This is a genomic window from Agromyces sp. NPDC057679 (genome assembly GCF_042799635.1).
Taxonomy (GTDB): Bacteria; Actinomycetota; Actinomycetes; order Actinomycetales; family Microbacteriaceae; genus Agromyces.
The window spans coordinates 699,056-718,137 of sequence record NZ_JBHVIK010000003.1 but is presented as its reverse complement, the minus strand read 5'-3'; the positions used below and the strand labels follow the sequence as shown (position 1 = coordinate 718,137).

Sequence of the window (19,082 nt, the reverse complement as noted above, 5' to 3'; positions counted from 1 at the left end):
CAGGGCACGGGCGGGGTGTACGGGGTCGTGTTCCGGGGTCGCCGGTACGACACGGGCGACAAGCTGGACTACATCAAGGCCGTGATCCAGCTCGCCGTCGATCGTGACGACCTCGGCGCCGAGCTCCGGTCCTGGCTCGTCGACTACACCGCAGACCTCGACGCAGCCGGCTGAGCCGCCGCGAGGACCGTTGACGGGATGCCTCGGTCGAGGCATCCCGTCGTCGTCTCAGGCGTTCGCCGGCACCCGATCAGTCGTCGCCGCCGCCGGCCGCCATCGGGTCGGGGATCTCCTCGGGCCGGTACTTCGGCAGGCGCGACGCGGGCAGCGCGGCGGCCGCGCTGAGCCCGGCGAGCACGAGGAATCCGAGCCGCAGCGTGTTCAGCCGCTCCTCCTCGTTGATCTCGACGGCGGCGTCGACCTGCTCGGGCGTGGCGCTCGTCTCCTCGAACGCCGCGCGCAGCTCGTCGTTGCTGATGAAGTTCACCTGGGCGAGCCCGACCTCGGCCTTCAGCTCCTCGGGCAGCTCGGGGTGCTCGATCGCCGCCTGCGTGAAGTTGAGCGTCAGCATCGTGACGAGCAGCGCACCCATGAGCGCGGTGCCGACGGCGCTCGCGAGATTCTGCGTCGTGCCGCGGATGGAGCCCACGTCGCCCGCGAGCTCCTTCGGCGCCGCCGTCACGAGCACGTTGAACACGAGCGTGACGAGCGCGCCCTGGCCGATGCCGAACACGACGAGCCCCACGATCGTGGGCACCGTCTCCCAGTTGTTCGTGACGACGAACGCGAGCCAGACGAGCGCCGCGGTCGTGAGGCCGAAGGCGAACAGTGCGATCGCACGCGGGCTGTGGCGCCGGTAGAAGCGCACGATGAGCGTCGCCGTGACGAAGACCGTGAGGTTGAACGGCATCATCGCGAGCGACGTGTCGAACGGGGTGCGCCCCTGCACGACCTGGATGTACGTCGGCACGGTGAAGTTCACCGCGGCCTCCATCGCGACGATGATGAACATCGCGTAGACGGCGGCCCGCTCGGTCGGCTCCGAGAGCACGCCGAGGTCGACGAGCGGCACCCGGCCGAGTCGCATCCTGCGCTTGGTCCACATGAAGAACCCCTGGCCGAGGATGAGGCCGACGACGACGAAGACGGGTGCGGGGGAGAGCCCGAGCACCGAGAACGGCGCACCGGGCTCGGCGAGCAGGATGCCCCACGCGTTGAGGTTGTTGAAGCCGAGCGTGAGCAGCACGATCGCGGCGCCGATGAGCGCCGACGCGACGAGGTCGATGCGGATGCTCTTGTCGCCCCGGTCGCCGCGCAGCCGGAAGCTCAGCGCGAACACGGCGACCGCGAGTCCGAGGGTGATGAAGAACACCGGGCGCCACCCGACGAGGGTGCCGAGCGTGCCGCCGATGAGGAAGGCGCTGATGCCCGAGAACGCCCGCGCCGAGCCGAGCGACCCGACCGCGGTCGCCTGCTGGTCGCCCCGGTAGTTCTCGGCGATCAGCGCGACGAGCGCGGGCACGATGATCGCGGCGGATGCACCGGCGAGCACCTGTCCGGCGATCGCCCAGCCGATCGACGTCGAGAGGATCATCATGAGCGACGAGACAGCGAAGACGGCGACCACGACACGGAAGATGAGCACCCAGCCGATGCGCTGGCCGAGCTTCGCGCCCGTCATGACGAGCGCCGCGACGGCGAGGCCGTAGACCACGATCGTCGAGCTCGCGACCGTCGGCGGCACGCCGAAGTCCTCGACCATGCCGCCGAGCGAGATCGGCAGTGCGGCGACGTTGAACGACATGAGCACCTGGGCGAGGAAGAGCCCTACCATGGGGGCCCACGAGCGGCGCTCCTCGGTGGTGACGGCAGTGGCGACGTGATCGGTCATCGTCTCGCTCCTTCGTCCGCGATCGCACTCCGAGCCTCACTCTGCTCCTCCACGAGGTACGGAACGGTGTTCGACGCGCAGGCATCGCCGAATTCGGGCCTCCCGATGCACCACGACCGCCCGATCCCCGGGTCGGTCGGGGCGTCACGTGACGCCGCCGAGTTGCGCCCGCCCCGCGCCTTTGTCACGCTGAGAGACGTGCCGTCACACTCGCGCTCCGCGTTCGCGGGCCTCTCCGTGAAGCGCCTCGCCCTCCTCGCCGGCGGCGCGCTCGTGCTGCTCGCCGTGGCGGTGCTCGTCGCCCGCGGACTGCGCACCCTCCCGGGCGTGCAGGACTTTCTCGCGGAGTACCCGGGTCACAGCCCGCTGCCCGAGGGCGCGCCCGTCGGCATCCCGGCCTGGCTCGGCTGGCAGCACTTCTTCAACGCGTTCTTCCTCGTGATGCTCGTGCGCACCGGCCTCATCGTGCGCTCGAAGGCGCGCCCGCCCGCCTTCTGGACGCGTGACAACACCCGCTGGCCGCGCACGAAGGGCGCCCCGCGACGCCTCGGCATCTCGGTCTGGCTGCACCTCGTCGTCGACGCCTTCTGGGTGTTCAACGGCCTCGTCTACGTGGTGCTGCTCTTCGCGACCGGCCAATGGGTGCGCATCGTGCCGACGAGCTGGGAGGTCGTGCCGGGCTCGATCTCGGTCGTGCTGCAGTACCTCTCGCTCGACTGGCCCACCGAGAACTCATGGGTGGCGTACAACGACGCGCAGGTGCTCGCCTACTTCGCGGTCGTCTTCATCGCCTCGCCGCTCGCCATCCTCACCGGGCTGCGGCTCTCGCCCGGCTGGCCGCTCGAGGGTCGACTCGCGACGGCGGTGCCCGAGCGCTTCGCGCGGGCCCTGCACTACCCGGTGATGCTGTTCTTCCTGCTCTTCACGTTCGCGCACGTCGTGCTCGTGCTCGCGACGGGTGCACTGCGCAACCTCAACCACATGTACGCGGCCCGCGAGTCCGACGACTGGGTCGGGTTCGCGATCTTCGCCGTCTCGATCCTCGTCATGATCGGAGGGTGGGTGCTCGCGCGCCCGCTGCTGCTCGTGCCGGCGGCCGAGCGCTTCGGCCAGGTGCGCCGGATGCCCCAGGCGCCGCCCGCGCCGAAGCGCACCGCCGTCCGGGGCTGATCCGGCACCCGCTCAGCCGACGAGCCGGAGCCCGTCGGCGACCACCCGGCCGTCGTGGAGCACCGTGCGATCGGAACCGCGGTCCATGACGGCGCTCGTGGGCGTCTCGCCGTCGACCAGCACGAGATCGGCGCGATCGCCGACCGCGAGGCCCGGGCGGTCGGCGACCCCGGTGAGGCGGGGCGAGCCGTGGTCCATGATGCTCGCGCCGCCCATCGTCGCGATCGCGAGGCAGTGCTCGACGAGGTCATCGCGCCGGATTCCGCGCGTGAACGCGAGCTGCCAGGTGCGGTCGAGCAGGTCGCAGTTGCCGTACGGGCTCCAGTAGTCGCGCTGGCCGTCCTCGCCGAGGCCGACCCGCACGCCGGACTCGGCGAGGTCGACGAGCGAGAGCTGGCCAGAGGCCGCGGGCGCGACGGTGGCGAGGGCGATGTCGAGCTCGGCGAAGCCGTCGATGAGGCGTCGGCTCGTGGCATCCGACACCGAACCGAGGCTGTACGCGTGCGACATGGTGACCTTGCCCTGCATGCCGAGCGCGCGGGTGCGCTCCATCACGAGCTCGGTGCTGAACACCCCGAGCTCGCCCGGTTCGTGCAGGTGGATGTCGACTTCGACCTGGTACTTCTCGGCGAGGCCGAAGACGAGGTCGAGGTGGCGCGCCGGGTCGCGGTCGAGCTCGCACGGGTCGATGCCGCCGACGACGTCGGCCCCTGCCGCGAGGGCGGCCTCGAGCACCTCGACCGAGCCGGGTTCGCGGAGCAGGCCGGCCTGCGGGAAGGCGATGACCTGCACGTCGGCGAGGTCGGCGAAGCGCTCCTTCGCCGCCGTCACGGCCTCGAAGCGTTCGAGCCCGCAGTCGACGTCGACCTGCGCGTAGCTGCGGACGCGGGTGGTGCCGTGGGCGATCATGCGCTCGAGCGTGCCCGCGACGCGCTCGGGCAGCGGCACCTCGGCGTCGCGCCAGTTCGCGCGGTCGTTCATCACCATCGCCCAGACGCCGGGCGCGCCGGTGTGCGGTCGGAACGGCAGCCCGATGCGGGTCGAGTCGAGGTGCACGTGCACGTCGCTGAACGCGGGCAGCAGCAGGCGGCCGCGCCCGTCGAGGTGATCCGTACCCGGCGGGGTCGCGTCGGGGGCGGCATCGAGCTGCGCCTGCACCGCGGGGTCGTGGGGGAGGACCTCGGCGATGCGTCCGTCGAGGACGCGGACGTCGGCGGCGGCGCCGCCCCAGGGGCGGACGTTCCGGATGAGCATGCGACGACCTTTCGTGGGCGGTTCGGAGTGAGGGTGGCGGGAGGGGCGGTCTGCGTCGACGAAGGTCGACGCGGCCGGAGCCGGTTCAGGAGTGGTTCGGCCGTTCGAGGTGCTCGGGTTCGCGCGCCGGCGGAGGCGCCTGCGCGGCCGTCGGTCGGAGCGGCCGGCCGGCGAACACCCCGAAGACGAGCTGCGCGCCCGCGACGCCGAGGAGGGCCGCGAGCAGCGTCGACCAGCCGACGCCCGCGGTCGAGAACATGCCGAGCGCGAGCGGGCCGAGCGCGGCGACCGCGTAGCCGACCCCCTGCGCGACCGCCGAGAACGAGGCCGTGCGGGCGGCGCTCGGCGCCTTCTGCACGATGAGCCCGACGGCGAGGCCGAAGGCCGCGCTCTGGGCGATGCCGAGCACGGCGACGAAGACGACGGTCGATGACGCCGGAGCGAAGGCGAGTCCGGCGAGCCCCACCGCGGAGAGCATCGAGACGAGCGTGGTCATCGCCGACTGGCTGCGGAAGCGGGCGGCGATCGCGGGCGCGAGGAGCGCGGCGGGGATGCCGGCGACGCTGAGCCACGCGAGCAGCAGCCCGCCCGTCGCGGCGTCGGCCCCGCGGTCGATGACGATCGTCGGAAGCCAGGCGGTGAGTGCGAAGTAGATGAGCGCCTGGCATCCGAAGAAACCGGTGACCGACCACACCCTCGGCGCGCGCAGGATCGAGCCGTCGCCGGTGGCCGACCTCGGTTCGCGGTCGCTCGGCGCGACGGCGGCGAGGCGGGGCGCCGCGAGCAGGGCGAACGCCGCGACGAGGCAGATCGGGAGCGCCCAGATGACGAGGGCCATGGCGGTGTCGCCGCCGAGCGCGTCGAGGAGCGGCATCGCGAGCGCGGCGCCGAGCGCGGCGCTGACGCCGAACACGGAGGTGTACACCCCCGACCAGAGCCCCTGACGGTGCCCGAGGTGGGTGCGCACGAGCTGCGGGGTGAGGATGCCGAGCAGCGAGATGCTCGCTCCGACGACCACCGTTCCGGCGATGAGCGCAGTGGCCCCGAGCGGGCGCACCAGCATGGCGACGCCGAGCGCCGTGAGCAGGACGGCGGCGGCCCGATCGACCCCGAATCGTCGCGCGAAGACCGGCGCCAGGGGAGCCGCGAGCCCGAACAGCAGCACGGGAATGGCGCTCAGCGTCGCGAGCCCCGCCGCACTGAACTCGTACGCGGCATCGATCTCGGGCAGCAGCGCCGACACGCTCGTGATCGGCGAGCGCACCGAGAGGCCGATGCCGACCACGAGCACGCCGGCGAGGAGCGGGGCGCCGATGCCGACGCCCCGCTCAGTCATGCAGCGACTGCTCGGTCTGGTCGAGCACGCCGAGCGCGGCGGCGGTGGCCGCATCGACGTCGCGGGCGGCGATCGCGTGGAGGAGCGCCTCGTGCAGGTCGACGACGCTCGGGTCGGCGTTGTTCGAGAGGCACGAGTTGTGTGCGACCGACTGGCGGAGCGAGCCGTCGAAGCTCGCGTAGATGCCGACGAGGAGCCGGTTGTGGGAGGCCTCGGCGACGCCGACGTGGAAGGCGACGTCATGGTTCGCGAATGCCTCGACGTCGCTGCGGCTGATCGCCTGACGGCGCCGGGCGAGCTCGGATCTGAGGGAGGCGAGGTCGGCCTCGGTGCGGTGCAGCGCCGCCTCGCGGGCGGCGAGCACGTCGAGGGCGCGCCGCACGGTGAGGACCTCGCGCGAGTCGGCGCCGCCGAGGGTGCGCCGCAGCGCCACCTCGGTCGCATCGCTCGCGACGACGTACGTGCCGTCGCCCTGGCGGGTCTCGAGGAGGCCGAGCTGCACGACCGAGCGCACGGCCTCGCGCACGGAGGGTCGGCTGACGCCGAGGCGCTCGGTGAGTTCGGCCTCGGTCGGGATGCGCGTGCCGATCGGCCAGGCGCCGGAGGCGATCTCGGTGTTCAGGCGGTCGACCACGGTGTCGACGAGTGACTTGCGTCGGATGGGTTCCACGGGTCCATTCTCTTCCAGCTCGAAAGTATGGTTATCATAACATCTGACAAATACGCGGCAGTGCCCGCCACGCTCGAACGAAGGAGTTCGCCCCATGGCCGACGCGATCACGACGATCGATCCCGACCGCGCCGACCCCGCGGTCGATTCGACCTCGGACGGCCTCGTCGTCGTGCCGGCGCTCGTCGACGCGCACATCCACCCCGACAAGTCGAGCTGGGGCGGGCGGTGGATGTCGCGCCGCCCCGCGGCATCCCTGCCCGAGCTCATCGCCGGCGACCTCGCGACGCAGCTGGCCGAGACGCGCAGCGTCGAGGAGCGCGCGTTCGCCCTGCTCAGCGCGGCCCGCGCGAACGGCACGCTGGGCATTCGGGCGCACGTCGACGTCTCGAGCGAGCTCGGCCTCCGCAACGTCGAGGGCGTGCGCGCCGCGGCCGAGCGGCTCGCCCCCGAGCTCACCGTGCAGATCGTCGCCTTCCCGCAGTTCGGGCTGCTCACCAACCCGGGCACGCTCGACGTCATGGCCGCGGCCCTCGGCTCGGGCGCCGACCTCGTCGGCGGCATCGACCCCCTCGGCCTCGAGGGCGACGTCGATGCGCACCTCGACGCCGTGTTCGGACTCGCGCAGCGCGCCGGCCGCGACCTCGACATCCACCTGCACGACGGCGGCGAGCCCGGGCTCGCCCAGATCCGCGAGATCGCGGCGCGCACCGTCGCGGCCGGCATGCAGGGCCGCGTCACCGTGAGCCATGCCTTCGCGCTCGGGGACGCCTCGGCGCCGACGCTGCGCGACACGCTCGACCGCGTCGCCGAGGCCGGCCTCTGGATCACGACCTGCGCCCTCGGCGACGACCCCGTGCCCGACCTCGCGCTGCTCGAGGCGCACGGCGTGCAGCTCGCCGCCGGCTCCGACGGCGTCCGCGACTCGTGGAGCCCGTTCGGCACCGGCAGCATGGTCGACCGCGCGCACCTGCTCGCGTACCGCACCGGTGCGAGGACCGACGCCGAGCTCGAGCGCTGCTACCGCATCTCGTCCACCGAGGGAGCCCGCCTGATCGGCGCCGCCGACCTCGCCGACTGGTCGGGGCCCACCCACCCCGCCCGGCTCGAGTTCCGGGGCGAGTCGCTCGCCCAGATCGTGGTCGACCGGCCGGCGCCCGAGCGCGTCGTGCGCGACGACCGCACCCTGCACCGGCGCTGAACGCGCCCCCGCAACAGCTCCACCCCACCGCACCGCCCCACGAAGCACCACCCCGACACCACGACGAAGGAGTTCCCCGTGTCACGACGCCGCATCCTGACCGCGTCGGCCGCATTGGCCGTCATCGGTCTCACCCTCACCGGCTGCACCGCAGCCCAGAACGACGGCGAGGAGGGCGGGCTCTCGATCGACCTCGCCGATCTCGCGACGACCACCGAGCCGGGCACGCAGCCCGTCGACGAGGTCAAGTGGAACCTGCCGTACGAACCGATGTCGCTCGACCCGATCTTCGGCTTCAACTACGCCGAGAACACCGTCACCGCGAACCTCTGCGAGAGCCTCGTGCGGCTCACGCCCGAGCTGGCGACCGAGCCGGGCCTCGCCTCGGCGGTCGAGCAGCCCGACGACACGACGATCGTCTACACGATCCGCGACGGCGTCACCTTCTGGAACGGCAACCCGCTCACCGCCGAAGACGTCGCCTACTCGCTGCAGCGCCAGCTCGGCGAGACCGCGACGAGCTACTTCTCGAGCTACTTCCAGAACGTCGACTCCGTCGAGGTCACCGCACCCGACCAGGTCACCGTGAAGCTCACCCAGCCCGACGTCCTGTTCACGCAGGCGATGGGCACCGCCGCCGGCGCGATCGTCGAGAAGGCCGCCGCCGAGGCGGAAGGCGAGGCGTTCGGCACCCCGAGCGGCGGGCTCTCGTGCACCGGCCCGTTCTCGCTCGCGGCGTGGAACTCGGGCAAGAGCATCGAGCTCGCGGCGAACGAGGGCTACTGGGGCGAGGTGCCGCTCGCGGCGAAGCTCAGCTTCAGCTTCATCGCCGACGAGTCGACCGCGGTCAACGCGCTGCGCACCGGCGACGTCGACGGCCAGTACTTCTACCTGCCGCCCGCCGGGCTCACCCAGCTCGCGAACAGCGACGAGGTGACGACGAGCTACGGCAAGTCGCTCGTGTTCTGGACGATGGTCACGGCGAACTTCGACGGCGGCCTCGGCGACGAGCGCATCCGTCAGGCGCTCTCGCTCGCGATCGACCGTGCGGCGCTGACGAAGGTCGTCTTCCAGGGCGCCGGCATCCCCGCGACGACGCTGGCCGGCCCCGACTACTGGGGCTACGAGACCGAGGCCTTCGAGGAGGCCTCGAAGGAGTTCTCGGCCGACGCCGACCTCGACGAGGCCAAGCAGCTCGTCGCCGAGGCGGGGGCGCCCGACGCGCCCATCGTGCTCGCGGTGCAGGGCAGCTCGGCCGTGCACGAGCAGACCGCGAACGTGATCCAGGCCGCCGGCCAGGCGATCGGACTCGATATCGAGACGAAGGTCATCCCGGTCGAGCAGTTCGGCAACCTCTACTTCGACCCCGCCGCGCGCGAGGGCATCGACGGCTTCTTCACGACCAACTACGGCAGCTTCGCCGACGCGCTCGACGTGTACCAGTTCTTCGCGTCGACCGACAGCCACAACTACACCGGCTGGGACAGCGCCGACGAGCAGCTCTTCGCCGCCCGCGCTGAGACCGACCCGGCCGCCCGCGCCGAGCTCGTGATCGACGCGCAGCGCATCATCACCAGCGAGCTGCCGTGGATCCCGCTCGCGTACGAGCCCGTCACCCTCGTGCAGAACGACCGCATCTCGGGCGCCACCGCCTCGTTCGCCTACCTGTACGCGCCGTGGGCCGCGACGATCGGCGGGGTGGAGTAGTCCCGATGTCCCTCGCTCCATACCTGCTGCGGCGGCTCGGCGGGCTCCTGCTCGTGCTGCTCGTGACGTCGTTCATCGTGTTCGGGCTGCTCTACCTCGCCCCCGGAAGCCCGCTGGCGTTCATCCTCGGGCCCCGGGGCGGCACCCCCGAGCAGATCGCCGCCGTCACCGAGCAGTACCACCTCGACGACCCGTTCCTGCTGCGCTACGTCGCCTGGCTGGGCGACGTCCTGCGCGGCGACCTCGGCTACTCGATCGTGTACCGGCAGGATGTCTCGGCGCTGATCTCGGGCCGCGTGGGCACGACGCTCGCGCTGGTGTCGATGGCGGCGATCATCATCGCCGTCGTCGGCATCGCGGCGGGCACCTTCGCGGCGCTCCGCGGCGGGTGGAGCGACCAGCTCACGTCCACGCTTGCGGCCGTCGGCCTCTCGACGCCGTCGTTCGTCGTCGGCGTCGCGCTCATCAGCGTGTTCGCGGTGGGCCTCGGCTGGTTCCCGACCTTCGGGTCGGGAACCGGCGGGGTCGACACCCTGTACCACCTGGCGCTGCCCGCCGTGGCGCTCAGCGTCGCGAGCGCCGCGTACCTCGCCCGCATCACGCGCGCGGCGGTGCTCGAGGAGGGCGGGCGCGAGCACGTGCAGACCGCGACCGTCCGAGGACTCGCCGCCGGGCACATCGTGCGACACCACGTCCTGCGCAACTCGCTCATCCCGATCGTCACCGTGCTCGGCCTCACGATCGCGACGCTCATCGCGGGCGCCGTCGTCGTCGAGAACGTGTTCGCCCTCGACGGGCTCGGCTCGCTGCTCGTACGGGCGATCCTCCAGCGCGACTTCGCGGTCGTGCAGGCCGTGATCCTCGTGCTGGTCGTCGCGTTCGTCGTGGTGAACGCGATCGTCGACGTGCTCTACACCTTCATCGACCCGCGCATCACCCTCGGGAGCCGGCAATGACCACCCCATCCACCATGAGCCTCGCCGTCGCGAGCGTGCGCGAGCGACGTGCGACGGGAATCACCCGCCGCACCGCCGACCGACTCGGCGTCGTCGGCTGCATCGCCGCGTCGATCCTGCTCGTCATCGCGCTCGCGGCGATCTTCGCGCCCGTCGTGGCGCCGTACGACCCCGACTACCCCGACCTGCTCGCCTCGCTCAGCGGGCCCTCGCCGGCGCACCTCCTCGGCACCGACGCGCTCGGCCGCGACATCCTCTCGCGGCTCATCTGGGGCTCCAGGATCACGCTTGCCGGACCCGGTCTCGTGATCCTCATCGCGACCGTGGTCGGCACGCTCCTCGCCCTCCTCGCCGCCTGGCGCGGCGGACGCACCGACACCGCGGTCGCGTGGGTGCTCGACATCCTCTTCGCGGTGCCCGGCATCGTGTTCGCGCTCATCTCGGTCGCGATCTGGGGGCCGAGCCTCGCGACCGTCGTCGGCGGGCTCGCGATCGCGTACGTGCCCTACGTCGCCCGGGTCGTGCGGGGCGCCTCGCTTCGCGAGCGGCGGATGCCGTACGTCTCGGCCGCCTGGCTGCAGGGCCAGTCGGGCACGGGCATCACCTTCACCCAGATCCTGCCGAACGTGCAGCCGATCGTCGTCGCCCAGGCGGTGTCGTCGCTCGGCTTCGCGGTCATCGAACTCGCCGCGGTGTCGTTCCTCGGGCTCGGCGTGCAGCCGCCCACGGCCGACCTCGGCCTGATGGTCAAGAGCGGCTTCGACTCGGTGCTGCGCGGCCACCCCGGCGAGGCGATCGCCGCGGGAACCCTGATCGTGCTGATCGTCTGGTGCGTCACCGTCATCGGCGACCGGCTCACCTCGAGTGCAAGGAGCATGCGATGACCGACCCCCTGCTGCGGCTCGACGACGTCCGGGCGACCCTCCGCCTGCGCGGCGGCGAGCAGACCCTGCTCGACGGGGTGAGCCTCACGATCGGCGAGGGCGAGTCGCTCGGTCTCGTCGGCGAGTCGGGCTCGGGCAAGTCGCTGACGACCCGCGCGATCACGCGGATGCTCGACCCCGCCTTCCGGGTGACCGGCGAGATCGCGTTCGACGGGGCATCCGTGCTCTCGATGAACCCGGCCGCGCTGCGCCGCTACCGTTCGCGCGACGTGGGCATGATCTTCCAGGATCCGCGGGCGCACGTGAACCCGGTGCACCGGGTCGGCGACTTCCTCACCGAGTCGCTCGTGCGCGATCGCGGGGTCGACCGGCGCGACGCCGAGCGTCGCGCGGTCGTGCTCCTCGACGAGGTGGGCGTGCGCAACCCCGAGCAGCGGCTCAGGCAGTACCCGCACGAACTCTCGGGCGGCCTGCTGCAGCGCGTCATGATCGCGAGCGTGCTGCTCGCCGAGCCCCGGCTGATCCTCGCCGACGAGCCCACCACGGCGCTCGACGTGACGGCCCAGTCCGACGTCATGGCCATCCTCGAGGAGCAGCGCCGCGCGCGGGGGCTCGCGCTGCTCTTCATCACCCACGACCTCGAACTGGCCGCCGCGTGCTGCGACCGCCTCGCCGTCATGTACGCGGGGCAGATCGTCGAGCAGGGCGAGCACGTCTACGAGGCGCCCACCCATCCGTACACGATCGAACTGCTCGGTGCCCGCCCGAGCATCGACGAGCGCGTCGACCGCCTGCCGGTGCTGCGCTACGACCGAGCGACCCACGAACTGCTGAAGGCGGAGGCATCATGAACCGCACCCACCCCACCGACCCAACCGAGCCAGCCGGCGCCGCCGGCCCCGCCCCGATCGTCGTCGCCCGAGGACTGCGCAAGGTGTTCCCCGGGCCGGTGAAGGACGACCCCGTGATCGCCGTCGACGACGTCTCGTTCGAGCTGTACCCGAACGAGTGCCTCGCGATCGTGGGGGAGTCGGGCTCGGGCAAGACGACGGTGGCCCGCATGCTCGTCGGGCTCGAGACCGTGACCGAGGGCGAGCTGTCCGTGCGCGGCGAGTCGCGCGCGAAGGGCGTCAAGCACCTCGCCGACCGGCGGCGCTGGGCCCGAGAGGTGCAGTACGTCTTCCAGGACCCGTACTCCTCGCTCAACGGCCGTCAGCGCGTCGGCGAGATCGTCGCGACGAGCGTCGCGCTGCACGCGGGCAGGGGCGCGACCCGCACGCAGGCCCGCGCGCGAGCCGGCGAGATCCTCGACTCCGTCGGCCTCGGCGAGCGGTTCGCCGACAAGTTCCCGCACCAGCTCTCGGGCGGGCAGCGCCAGCGCGTCGCGATCGCCCGGGCGCTCGCGGCGGACCCGGCCGTGATCGTGCTCGACGAGGCCGTGGCGGCGCTCGACGTCTCGATCCAGGCGCAGATCCTCAACCTCCTCGCCGACATCCGCGCCGAACGCGAGGTGAGCTACCTGTTCATCTCGCACGACCTCGCCGTGGTCAACCAGATCTCGGACCGTATGATCGTGATGGAGCAGGGCCGCGTCGTCGACGGCGGGCGGACCGCCGAGCTCCTCGCCGACCCGGTGCACCCGTACACGCGCTCGCTGCGCGCCGCCGTGCCCCGCCCCGGGTGGAAGCCCGTGCGGCGCGAACGTCTCGCCGCGCAGGCCACCGCATGACGACGCTCATCACCGCCGACTTCGTGATCGCCCACGACGGGCGCGGCCACACCGAGCTCCGAGACGGCGCCGTGCTCGTCGACGGCGACCGCATCTCGTGGGTCGGCCGCGCCGACGCCGCCCCCGACGCGGACCTCGACGAACGCATCGCGCTCGGGCGGAGCATCCTCATGCCCGGACTCATCGACCTCGACGCGCTCGCCGACGTCGATCACCTCGCGCTCGACGCGTGGAGCGACGGGGCCGCTGCGCGGCGCCTCGACTGGTCGGCCGAGTACTTCGCGCGGCGGCACGAGGTGCTCACCGCCGAGGAGCGAAGCACCATGCGGCGCTTCGCCCTCACGCAGCTGGCGCTGCACGGCATCACGACCTTCATGCCGATCGCCTCCGAGGTGCATTCGGCGTGGGCCGAGACGCACGACGACCTCCTCGACGTCGCCCGCATCGCCGGCGAGCTCGGGCTGCGCACCTTCCTCGGGCCGTCCTACCGCTCGGGCGTGCACGTCACGGACGAGGACGGCGACGCGACGATCGCCTGGGACGACGAGGCGGGACGGCATGCCTTCGACGAGGCGGTGCGCTTCCTCGACACCGTCGAGGAACTCGGCGACCCGCTCGTCACCGGCGTCCTCGCGCCCTGCCGGATCGAGACCGTCCGCGCCGAACTGCTCGAGGCGACGGCGCGCGTCTCGGCCGAGCGCGGCGCGCTCGTGCGCGCCCACGCGCTGCAGGGACTCGACGAGCGCGAGCTGCTCGGAGCCGAGGACGGTACGACCCCGCTCGGCCTGCTCGAACGCGTCGGACTGCTGAACGAACGTCTCGTGCTCGCCCACGGCGTCTACCTCGACGTGCACCCCGAGGTGCACGGCGAGGACCGCGGCGACCTCGCGAAGCTCGCGGCGGCCGGCGTCTCGATCATCCACTGCCCGCTCACGAACCAGCGCTACGCCTTCCTCCTCGAGAAGCTCTCGCAGTACCTCGAGGCCGGCGTCAACGTCGCGCTCGGCACCGACTCGTTCCCGCCCGACCTGATCCGGGGCATCGACGCGGGCGTCCATCTCGCGAAGGCGCAGCACGCCGACCTCGGGCGCGGCCTCCTCGCCGAGTACCTCGACGCGGCGACGAGTGGGGGAGCGCGGGCATTGCACCGCCCCGACCTCGGCCGGATCGCGGTCGGGGCGACCGCCGACCTCAGCGCGTTCGCGCTCGACGACGTGCGCACCGGCGCCGTCGACGACCCGCTCCGCACGCTCATGCTCGCGGGGTCCGCGCGGGACGCCCGCTTCAGCATGGTGGCCGGCCGGGCGGTGCTCCGCGACGGAACGATCCCGGGCGTCGACCTCGATCGCCTCCGTGCCGACGGTCAGCGCATCTTCGACCGGCTGAAGGCCGCCTACCACGAGCGCGACCACCTGGCTGCGACCGGGGAGCCGCTGTTCCCGCCGGTGTTTCCGCCGTTCGCCGAGTCGCGCTGAGGATCGAACCGTGTCGATGCTGGACAACTCGGGCGGGCTGCGGTGTCATTGAGTGACAGCGCAGGACGGACCCTGCTCTTCCGGGGCTCTCGAACGCACTGCTGAGCGCGGTTGGGGGTGCGGTCGGATGGGCGAAGCGAATGCGACGCGGAACAAGCGGAATCGTGACTTCGCTGAGACGCGCACACTCGGCGGCGTCATCGGCGGATTCGTCGGGCTGATCGTCGCGAGCGCCGCGGCCGCCGCGCTCGTCGTCGTGTCGGTCACCCCTTCGATCGCGATGGTCGGGCTCGCCGCCTCCGGCACGATCAGCATGTTCGACAACCTCCCGGGCTACCTCGCGATCGGCGAGCTCTCGGAGAAGAGCAACATCTACGCCACGGGCGCCGGCGGCAAGCCCGTGCTGCTCGCGTCGTTCTACGACCAGAACCGCGTCGAGGTCGGGTGGGAGGCGATCGACCAGGACGTGAAGGACGCGACCGTCGCGAGCGAGGACCCCCGCTTCTACGACCATGGCGGCATCGACATGCAGGGCACGATCCGCGCGGCGGCCACGACGGCGAGCGGCCGCGACACGCAGGGCGGGTCCTCGATCGCCCAGCAGTACGTGAAGAACGTGCGGGTGCAGCAGTGCGAACTGGAGTCCGGGGCGGCGGAGGTCGATGCGGCCGCGGCTGAGGCTGAGGCCGCCGGCACCGAACTGAGCAGCGAGCAGCGCGACCAGGTCGTCGCCGACGTGAAGTCGGACTGCTACGACGCGGCCACCGAGACGACGATCGATCGCAAGGTGAAGGAGATGCGGCTCGCGATCGGCGTCGAGAAGCGCTACACGAAGGACGAGATCCTGCTCGGGTATCTCAACATCGCCGGCTTCGGGGGCACCGTGTACGGCATCGAGGCGGCGGCGAACTACTACTTCGGCGCCTCGTCGTCGAACCTCACCCTCGCCCAGGCGGCCTCGCTCGTCGCGATCGTGAACAACCCCGAGAAGTTCAGGATCGACAAGCCGGATCGCGAACGCAACGGTGCGGCCGACGGCTACGCCGAGAACCACGGGCGCCGCGACTACATCCTCGGCCGGATGCTCGCCTTCGGGAAGATCACGCAGGCGCGCTACGACGAGGCCGTCGCGACGCCCGTCGAGCCGAAGATCACCGAGCCGAGCACCGGGTGCCAGACCGCGGGGGCGAGCGCCTACTTCTGCGACTACGTGAAGAACATCCTCCAGACCGATCCGACGTTCGGCGAGGACGCCGAGACGCGCATGCTGAACTTCCGGCGGGGCGGCTACAACGTCTACACCACGCTCGATCTCGACCTGCAGGCCGCGGCGGTGAAGGCGCTCGCCGACAACGTGCCGCAGACCTTCCCCGGCTGGGACCTCGGCGGCGTCATCTCGAGCGTGCAGGTGGGCACCGGACGCGTGCTCGCGATGGCGCAGAACAAGGTGTACAGCCAGGACCCAGCGGTGCTCGCCTCGGGTTCCCAGTACGAGAGCATCAACTACAACACCGACTTCGCGTACGGCGGTTCGCGTGGGTTCCAGCCCGGATCGACGTACAAGGTGTTCACGCTGGCGCAATGGCTCAAGGAGGGGCACGGGCTGAGCGAACGCGTCGATTCGAAGCCGCGATCGAACTGGGGGGTCTTCCACGACAGCTGCCTCGGCGACATCGACGTCTCGGGGGAGGGATGGAACCCGAAGAACGATGCGGGCGAGTCGGGCGGCGCGTACACCGCGCTCCAGTCGACGACCCAGTCGATCAACACCGGGTTCCTCGGTATGGCCAAGGAGCTCGACCTCTGCGGCATCCGCCAGACGGCCGAGGCATTCGGGATGCACCGGGCCGACGGGAATCCGCTCGGGCAGAGCCCTGCGACGGTGATCGGGACGAACGAGATCGCTCCGCTCAGCCTTGCGATCGCGTTCGCGGGGATCGCCAACGACGGCGTCACCTGCACGCCGATCGCGATCGCCCGCATCGTCGGACGCGACGGCGCCGAGGTGCCCGTGCCCAAATCGACGTGTGCGGCGGCCGTCTCGCCCGATGTGGCCGCGGGCATGCACTACGGGATGAGCCGAGTCATGACCGACGGCACCGCCCGCGAGTCGAACAACAACACCGTGCCGCACGTGCCGCTCATCGGCAAGACGGGCACGACCGACGGGGCGAAGGACACCTGGATGGCGGGCGCGAGCAGCGAGGTCGCGACGGTCGCGGCGGTCGTGAGCGTGAACGGCGATGCCAACCAGCGCGGGATCTCATTCGCGAGCGGGGAGGCGGCGACGGCGCGGCACCGGATGTGGCCGATGGTGATGTCGGTCGCGGCGGCGAAGTACGGTGGCCACGCGTTCCGCGAGCTCGGGCCGGGGCCGGTGGTGGACCGACCGCCGTCGTTCGACGATGATGACGACGAGGAGTCGGACGAGACGTCGGAGCCCGCAGCGACGGGCGCCGGCGGCGGAGAGCCCGCAGACGTCGGTGGCGGGTCGGACGGCGACGTGAGCGGCCAGGGCGGCGGGGGAGACAGCACGAACGACGACCGCGCAGGGGGCGGCGGTGGCGGCCGCGGTGGCGGAGACGGCGGCGGGCACGGCGACCGCGGTGGAGGCGGCGGACGCGGCGGGTGATCCGAATGCGCCGTCGGCTGCGTCGGCTGCGTCGGCTGCGTCGGCTGCGTCGGCTGCGTCGGCTACGTCGGTGCGGGCTTCCGACGACGATGGGGCGGTCGAGCATCGCTCGACCGCCCCATCGGGGAGTGGGTGCCTAGGCCGCGGCGGCCTCGGCGCTCGTCTCCGCCTTCCGGAACCGCACGCGGTGCACGATCCAGGCCGCGATCGCCGCGGCGCCGAGGCCCAGCAGCACGAGCAGCCACGGGGCGAGCGACCCGGGGGCGACCTTCGCGGTGCCGTCGGCGAGCTCAGCGGTGCCGTCGGCGAGCTTGCCGTTGCCGGCGCTGAGCTCGCTCGCACCGGCCGCCACCTTGTCGGCACCGGAGGCGAGCTCAGTGCTGCCCGCCGCGAGCTCCTCGGTGCCACCGGCGAGGTCGCCGGCGCCGTTCGCGAGGGTCGCCGCGCCCGCGGCGAGGTTGCCGGCGCCGGCGCTCAGCGTGCTGGCGCCTGCCGAGAGCTCGCCTGCGCCGTTCGCGAGCGTCTGCGCGCCCTCGGTGAGGCGGCCGGTGCCCGCTGCGAGCTCGCCCGACTTGGTGACGAGGCGGCTGGTGCCCGCCGCGAGATTGTCAGCGCCCGCGGCGAGCAGGCCCGAGCTCGCGAGGAGCCGCTCGGTGCCGCTCAAGAGGCGACCGTTGCCGGCGGCGAGTTCGCCCGACTTGGCGAAGAGGGTGCCGGCGCCCGCGGCGATCGACGCGGCGCCGCTCGCGACGCTCCCGGTGCCGGCGGCGAGGGCGCCGCTCTTGTCCGCCAGGGTGCCGGTACCGGCTGCGATCAGCGCCGAGCCTTCGGCGAGCTCGCCGGCCTTGCCGGCGAGGTACGACGACGATCCGGCGAGGTTCGCCCCACCGGCGGCCAGGGTGCCGAGCGCGCTCGCGAGACCGGTGGAACCGGCGTGCACCGCGTCGGCGCCCCCCTTCGCGTTCGCGAGGCCGGCGCTGAGCGCGGCTGACCCGGAGGCGATCGAGCCCGTCGCCGCCTCGACCTGGGCTGCGCCGTCGCGCGCGGCCGCCGAGCCGTCGCGAAGCTGGGCGACGGTGCCCAGCAGGGCGGCATCGGCACCGGATGCCTCGAGCTGGTCGTAGAGGCCCGAGAGCCCCGCAGCCAGGTTCGCATTCGCCGTGGCGACCGACTTGGCGCCGGAATGCGCAGTGGCAGCGCCCGCGGCGAGGCCCTCGCCGCTCGTCTTCAGCGTGGCGACCCCGGTGCTCAGCGTTGCGGCACCGGCGAGGAGCTGGTCGGCACCCGTCTTCGCCTGCCCGATTCCGCCGGAGACCTGTGCGGCGCCCGCGGCGATCGATGCCGCGCCGTCGGCGAGCGCGGTGCTGCCGGCGGAGAGGGCGGTCGTCTTCTCGGCGAGCGTGCCGGCACCGGCCTTGAGCTGCGCGGCGCCGCCGGCAGCCTGCCCCGCGCCTGCGGCGAGCGCGTCGGCTCCCGTGCTCAGCACGCCCGCGCCGGCGCTCAGCAGTTTCGCGCCGCCGGCCGCAGCGGCCGACCCGTTCTTGAGCTCGCCGGCTCCGGCGACGAGGAGATCGGTGCCGTTCTCGAGGCGCACGGCGCCGGCGTCGAGCTCGCCCGCGCCGGTCACGAGACGTCCGGCGCCGGCGTCGAGCTCGGCGGCGCCGCCCGCCGTGCGCGCGGCGCCGTCGGAGACCTTGAGCGCACCGGCGGCGCTCTTCTCGGCGCCGGCCTTGAGACGCTCCGCCCCCGCGGAGGCCGAGGTGGCGCCCGCAGAGAGCTTCTCGGCGCCGGCTGCGGCCTTCGCGGCACCGTCTTCGAGGTCGCCGGCCCCGCCGGCGAGCGTCTCGGTGCCGTCGGCGAGCGTTACCGAGCCGTCGCCGGCCTGGCCGGCGCCATCGGCGAGCCGGTTCGCCCCGTCGTGGAGCTTGCTCGTCGTGAGCAGGAAGAACGCCGCGAGGGCGATGAGCGCGATCGCGAGGATCACGGCCGTGACCTTCATGCCGTTGCCGTGGCGATGCGCGGTCGGGTCGATTCTCGTCATTGAGACTCCTGGGGTCGCCCGGGCGCGACGGAACGTCGTACGACGCGCGCGGGTGCCCGGAAGTGGAGGGTGCAGGACGATGACGGTGCGGGTCATCGGTTGCGGGCGCTGTCTTGGTCGGGTCGCGCCCGCGGAC

At 72.4% G+C, this 19,082-nt stretch carries 14 protein-coding genes; 9 read left to right on the top strand and 5 right to left on the bottom strand.

Features of this window, described 5'->3' with window-relative positions:
• Positions 1 to 250: 250 nt before the first annotated feature.
• On the bottom strand, positions 251 to 1,891 hold the full coding sequence (locus ACFVAJ_RS16280; RefSeq protein WP_376945826.1) for an MFS transporter: 1,641 nt from the start codon (positions 1,889 to 1,891) through the stop codon (positions 251 to 253).
• 198 nt (positions 1,892 to 2,089) lie between these two features.
• Here ACFVAJ_RS16280 and ACFVAJ_RS16275 point away from each other — a divergent pair, with 198 nt between their 5' ends.
• A complete protein-coding gene (locus ACFVAJ_RS16275; protein WP_376945825.1) occupies positions 2,090 to 3,061 on the top strand; it encodes a cytochrome b/b6 domain-containing protein in 972 nt (323 codons plus the stop codon).
• A gap of 12 nt (positions 3,062 to 3,073) precedes the next feature.
• Here ACFVAJ_RS16275 and ACFVAJ_RS16270 read toward each other — a convergent pair whose 3' ends face one another.
• The 3 genes from ACFVAJ_RS16270 to ACFVAJ_RS16260 all read right to left on the bottom strand — a co-directional run bounded on the left by ACFVAJ_RS16270 (position 3,074) and on the right by ACFVAJ_RS16260 (position 6,321).
• Positions 3,074 to 4,315 carry an amidohydrolase family protein gene (locus ACFVAJ_RS16270; RefSeq protein WP_376945824.1) on the bottom strand — a complete coding sequence of 414 codons (1,242 nt, stop codon included), beginning with the start codon at positions 4,313 to 4,315 and terminating at the stop codon, positions 3,074 to 3,076.
• Positions 4,316 to 4,400: 85 nt separating this feature from the next.
• Complete coding sequence (locus ACFVAJ_RS16265; RefSeq protein ID WP_376945823.1) at positions 4,401 to 5,651, bottom strand: MFS transporter; 1,251 nt, start codon at positions 5,649 to 5,651, stop codon at positions 4,401 to 4,403.
• Positions 5,644 to 6,321, bottom strand: a complete 678-nt coding sequence (locus ACFVAJ_RS16260; RefSeq protein ID WP_376945822.1) for a FadR/GntR family transcriptional regulator — start codon at positions 6,319 to 6,321, stop codon at positions 5,644 to 5,646. The genes ACFVAJ_RS16265 and ACFVAJ_RS16260 overlap by 8 nt, the downstream gene beginning before the upstream one ends.
• 94 nt (positions 6,322 to 6,415) lie before the next feature.
• On the opposite strand from ACFVAJ_RS16260, the gene ACFVAJ_RS16255 reads away from it, so the two are divergent.
• The 8 genes from ACFVAJ_RS16255 to ACFVAJ_RS16220 all read left to right on the top strand — a co-directional run bounded on the left by ACFVAJ_RS16255 (position 6,416) and on the right by ACFVAJ_RS16220 (position 16,905).
• Positions 6,416 to 7,522 carry an amidohydrolase family protein gene (locus ACFVAJ_RS16255; protein WP_376945821.1) on the top strand — a complete coding sequence of 369 codons (1,107 nt, stop codon included), beginning with the start codon at positions 6,416 to 6,418 and terminating at the stop codon, positions 7,520 to 7,522.
• Positions 7,523 to 7,600: 78 nt separating this feature from the next.
• Positions 7,601 to 9,229, top strand: a complete 1,629-nt coding sequence (locus ACFVAJ_RS16250; protein ID WP_376945820.1) for an ABC transporter substrate-binding protein — start codon at positions 7,601 to 7,603, stop codon at positions 9,227 to 9,229.
• Between the two features lie 5 nt (positions 9,230 to 9,234).
• A complete protein-coding gene (locus ACFVAJ_RS16245) occupies positions 9,235 to 10,185 on the top strand; it encodes an ABC transporter permease (RefSeq protein ID WP_376945819.1) in 951 nt (316 codons plus the stop codon).
• Positions 10,182 to 11,069: an ABC transporter permease gene (locus tag ACFVAJ_RS16240; RefSeq protein WP_376945818.1), complete on the top strand. Its 888-nt coding sequence runs from the start codon at positions 10,182 to 10,184 to the stop codon at positions 11,067 to 11,069. The genes ACFVAJ_RS16245 and ACFVAJ_RS16240 overlap by 4 nt, the downstream gene beginning before the upstream one ends.
• Positions 11,066 to 11,920, top strand: coding sequence for an ABC transporter ATP-binding protein (locus ACFVAJ_RS16235; protein ID WP_376945817.1), 855 nt, complete (start codon positions 11,066 to 11,068; stop codon positions 11,918 to 11,920). Before ACFVAJ_RS16240 ends, ACFVAJ_RS16235 begins: the two co-directional genes overlap by 4 nt.
• Positions 11,917 to 12,798, top strand: a complete 882-nt coding sequence (locus tag ACFVAJ_RS16230) for an ABC transporter ATP-binding protein (RefSeq protein ID WP_376945816.1) — start codon at positions 11,917 to 11,919, stop codon at positions 12,796 to 12,798. Before ACFVAJ_RS16235 ends, ACFVAJ_RS16230 begins: the two co-directional genes overlap by 4 nt.
• A complete protein-coding gene (locus ACFVAJ_RS16225; protein ID WP_376945815.1) occupies positions 12,795 to 14,273 on the top strand; it encodes a chlorohydrolase family protein in 1,479 nt (492 codons plus the stop codon). Before ACFVAJ_RS16230 ends, ACFVAJ_RS16225 begins: the two co-directional genes overlap by 4 nt.
• A gap of 127 nt (positions 14,274 to 14,400) precedes the next feature.
• A complete protein-coding gene (locus ACFVAJ_RS16220) occupies positions 14,401 to 16,905 on the top strand; it encodes a transglycosylase domain-containing protein (protein WP_376945814.1) in 2,505 nt (834 codons plus the stop codon).
• 136 nt (positions 16,906 to 17,041) lie between these two features.
• Here ACFVAJ_RS16220 and ACFVAJ_RS16215 read toward each other — a convergent pair whose 3' ends face one another.
• The gene (locus ACFVAJ_RS16215) at positions 17,042 to 18,946 is read right to left on the bottom strand and encodes a hypothetical protein (protein ID WP_376945813.1); all 1,905 of its coding nucleotides are present in this window, start codon (positions 18,944 to 18,946) and stop codon (positions 17,042 to 17,044) included.
• Between the last annotated feature and the right edge of the window lie 136 nt (positions 18,947 to 19,082).